This is a genomic window from Clostridium gallinarum (assembly GCF_014836325.1).
GTDB classification, from domain to species: domain Bacteria; phylum Bacillota; class Clostridia; order Clostridiales; family Clostridiaceae; genus Clostridium; species Clostridium gallinarum.
The window spans coordinates 1-3680 of the sequence record NZ_JACSQZ010000108.1 but is presented as its reverse complement, the minus strand read 5'-3'; the positions used below and the strand labels follow the sequence as shown (position 1 = coordinate 3680).

General features: G+C 27.8%; 3 protein-coding genes, 1 tRNA gene and 1 rRNA gene. 4 read left to right on the top strand and 1 reads right to left on the bottom strand.

The annotated features are described in order from the left end of the window. Window positions 1–355: 355 nt before the first annotated feature. The 3 genes from H9660_RS15880 (at window position 356) to H9660_RS15870 (ending at window position 1666) form a co-directional block, all read left to right on the top strand. Entirely contained in the window at window positions 356–1306 is a 951-nt protein-coding gene (locus H9660_RS15880; RefSeq protein WP_191751343.1) for an L-lactate dehydrogenase, read from the top strand. Between the two features lie 162 nt (window positions 1307–1468). Further along, window positions 1469–1585 (top strand): 5S ribosomal RNA (rrf, locus tag H9660_RS15875). A gap of 5 nt (window positions 1586–1590) precedes the next feature. Continuing rightward, window positions 1591–1666, top strand: a tRNA-Lys gene (locus H9660_RS15870). 80 nt (window positions 1667–1746) lie between these two features. Here the strand turns inward: H9660_RS15870 and H9660_RS15865 are convergent. Beyond that, a complete protein-coding gene (locus H9660_RS15865; RefSeq protein WP_191751342.1) occupies window positions 1747–2496 on the bottom strand; it encodes a signal peptidase II in 750 nt (249 codons plus the stop codon). Window positions 2497–2654: 158 nt separating this feature from the next. On the opposite strand from H9660_RS15865, the gene H9660_RS15860 reads away from it, so the two are divergent. Then, complete coding sequence (locus H9660_RS15860; RefSeq protein ID WP_191751341.1) at window positions 2655–3452, top strand: pyruvate, water dikinase regulatory protein; 798 nt, start codon at window positions 2655–2657, stop codon at window positions 3450–3452. Window positions 3453–3680 lie beyond the last annotated feature (228 nt).

Below are 3680 nucleotides of genomic sequence, written 5' to 3'. Positions count from 1 at the left end.
CGTTATTAGCTCAGTTGGTAGAGCACCTGACTCTTAATCAGGGTGTCCCGGGTTCGATCCCCTGATGACGCACCAAAATCCTAAACATATGTTTAGGATTTTTTTGTTTTATAGGAAATTATAATAAAGTGCAAATATATGGATAGCTTTATGAAAATAGTAAAAATCATATTCTAAGAAATGGATTTTTATAATTTTCGATCTTCAATTGCAAGTGTTAAAGTATTATATCAAGGTGAATTGGAGTTTGTGACAGAACCTAAATATGATATTTTAATACTTTTTTTATTTTCTATAAATTAATTATTAAAAGTATGATAAACTAAAATATATAATAAATTTTAGGAGGGTTAATATGTTTTCAAAAAGAAGAAAAGTTGCTATAGTTGGAACTGGATTAGTTGGATCCAGCACAGCCTTTAGCTTAATAACTCAAGGTGTTTGTGATGAAGTTCTTCTAATAGATATAAACAAAGAAAAAGCTCTTGGGGAAGTAATGGATTTAAATCATTGTATAGAATATTTAAATAGAAATACTAAGATAAAAGTTGGATCTTATGAAGAATGTGGAGATGTTGATATAGTAGTAATAACTGCAGGAGCTCCACCTAAACCAGGACAAACAAGATTAGATACCTTAGATTTATCAGCTAAGATTGCAGAATCAATAGTTACTCCTATAATGCAAAGTGGGTTTAAGGGACATTTTATAATTGTATCAAATCCTGTGGATATAATAGCATATCATGTGTATAAATTATCGGGATTACCTAAGAGTAATGTAATTGGATCTGGCACTTCTGTAGATTCAGCGAGATTAAAAAATTTCATAGGTGATATATTTAATGTAGATCCTAGAAGTGTTCAAGCATATTCTATGGGAGAGCATGGAGATTCTCAAATGGTTCCATGGTCTCATGTATATATAGGTGGAAAGCCATTTAATAAAGTAGTAGAAGATAATAAAGATAGATATGGGGAAGTTGATTTAGATAAGTTGGTTTTAGATACTGCTAGAGCTGGATGGGAAGTATACAATAGAAAAGGAACGACATATTATGCTATAGCATCTGCAACAGTAGGAATAATAAAGGCAATTATAAATGATGAAAATAAGATAATTCCTGTTTCAACATTATTAGAAGGTGAATATGGAGAATATGACGTATTTAGTGGGGTACCTGTAGTACTTAATGGAGAAGGCGTTAAAGAAGTAGTTGAAATTAATATGACAGATGATGAATTAATTAAATTTAAAGAGTCTAATAAATTAATAAGAGAATATATTAATAAATTAAAGAAGTAAAAGTAGAGCTATTAGGAGATAAATTTTCTTAATAGCTTTAATAATATTCTATAAAAATTAAAATAATATAAAAAAAAGATAAAAAATATAAATTATTTTAAAAAAACATGTTGACAATAATGAAATAAGTCTATATAATAAGTTCTTGTTGAGAGAAAAATATCTGGTGATGATGGCGTAGAGGAAACACTCCTCTCCATTCCGAACAGGAAAGTTAAGCTCTACAGCGCCGATGGTACTGCATGGGAGACTGTGTGGGAGAGTAGGACGTTGCCAGGTCATAAGGTTTACTAGCTCAATCGGTAGAGCACTTGACTTTTAATCAAGGTGTACCGGGTTCGATTCCCGGGTAAGCCACCAAAAATCACTTCTATATAGAAGTGATTTTTTTTATAAGAACTTGCTTAGCATTATATAAAATAAGAAGGATTATATCCTTCTTATTTTTTTAATATATCTTTTTTTATAAATTTTATAAATGCTTTTATAGAATTTATATCATCCTTTAGAGTTGTATTATCTTCTTCTTTAAAATAGCCTTTTATATAAATTAACATAATAAAGAATAAAATTCCTAGATTAATATATATATCTTTAATATCTGCTATAAATAAATTACTTATTCCTATAAAATCTAAGCTTCCTCCATAAAATACTTTATCTATCAGTGAGCATAATGCACCTGCTGTAATAAATGAGAATGACATATCAGCCCAGAAATCTTTATTTCCTTTATACAGATAATATCTATATACTTCTATAAATAAAATTACAGCAAATACATTTAAAATTATTAGAGTTATAAAGCCAACTCCCAATCCAAAACGCGCATTAAGCCATGAGCCATCCGTATTTATTATAGGATCAAAAGATAGGAAACTTTTTATAATTTCAAAGTAATCATTGAAGAAAAATAACTTTATTATTATTTTAATACCTTGATCAATAATCATAAGTGTTAAAAATATAATAAATAATACTTTTTTAGAAAAACCATATTCATGTTTTTTTGATAAAGCATAAATAAGCCAGCCTATTAACGCAAATATAAGAGTTAGAGAGAGGTTCATTATTAGAGTATAAATATCCTTTACTCTACCTGTTATAATTTCAAATGCAAAATATGCTAGCCACATTAAAGGAAGTAATCCAATTGTTAGCCATTTTTCAGTGTTAAATTTACTAGACATTATATCCTCCTATAGAATAATAAGATATTAAAATTTTAACATATCTATATATTATTTTATATAAACATAACAAATTATTTTATTTATTGCTATAATAAGATTGAATATTTAAACTATTTAAATTAATAATAAAATATGCGTTGGGAGGGATTGAAGTTATGAAGATTTTTTCAGTATCAGATTCTATTGGAGAAACTGCGGAGCAAGTTGGATTAGCTGCGGCTAGTCAATTTAAAGGTGAAGTTGAAGTTAAAAGAATACCTTATGTAAAAGATATGGAAGATGTAGAAGAGTTAATAAAAGAAATAGATGAGAATAAAAATTGTATAGTAGTATCTACTATTATTACAGTAAGTGTTAGAGAATATTTAACTCAAAAATGTTTGGAAAGAAATATATCAATAATTAATGTTCTTAGTCCTATAATAAATGTTACATCATCTATTTTAAATAAAATGCCAGAAAATAATCCAGGTGCTATGAGGAAAATAGATGATGTATATTATAAGAGAATAGAAGCTATGGAGTTTGCCATGCAATATGATGATAGTAAAGATCATAGAGGGTTAAAAAATGCAGATGTTATTTTAATAGGTCTATCAAGAACATCTAAGACCCCTATATGTATGTATTTAGCTAATAAGGGGTTAAAAGCTATTAATATACCACTTATGCCAGAAGTGGAAGTACCTATAGAGCTTTTTGAAATTGATAGAAGGAAAATTTTTGGATTAGTAATAGATCCACTTCAGTTAATAGAAATAAGAAAAAGAAGATTAGATAAGTTTCACAGAATACCTACAGGTATAGATTATGCAAGCGATGCAAGAATTCTTGAGGAATTTGAATTTGCTGATAAAATAATTAGAAGAATAGGATGTAAGACTATAGATGTAACACAAAGAGCTATAGAAGATACATCGCTTATAATATTAAAATATTTAGGTTACAAATAAGTTAAAGAGTATATATAAATAAAAAGTAAAATATAATGTTGACAAAGATATTTTGAGGTGATAATATATAGTCATCGCCTAGGGCTGAAACAAGTTTTTATAAATTAATAAAAAATATGTTGACAGCTTAAAAGAAAGGTGATAAGATAATGAAGTCGCTTGAGGGCGACGAAGAAAATGGTCTTTGAAAATTGAACAGAATATAAGTTAAGTAAAATAAACCAGCAA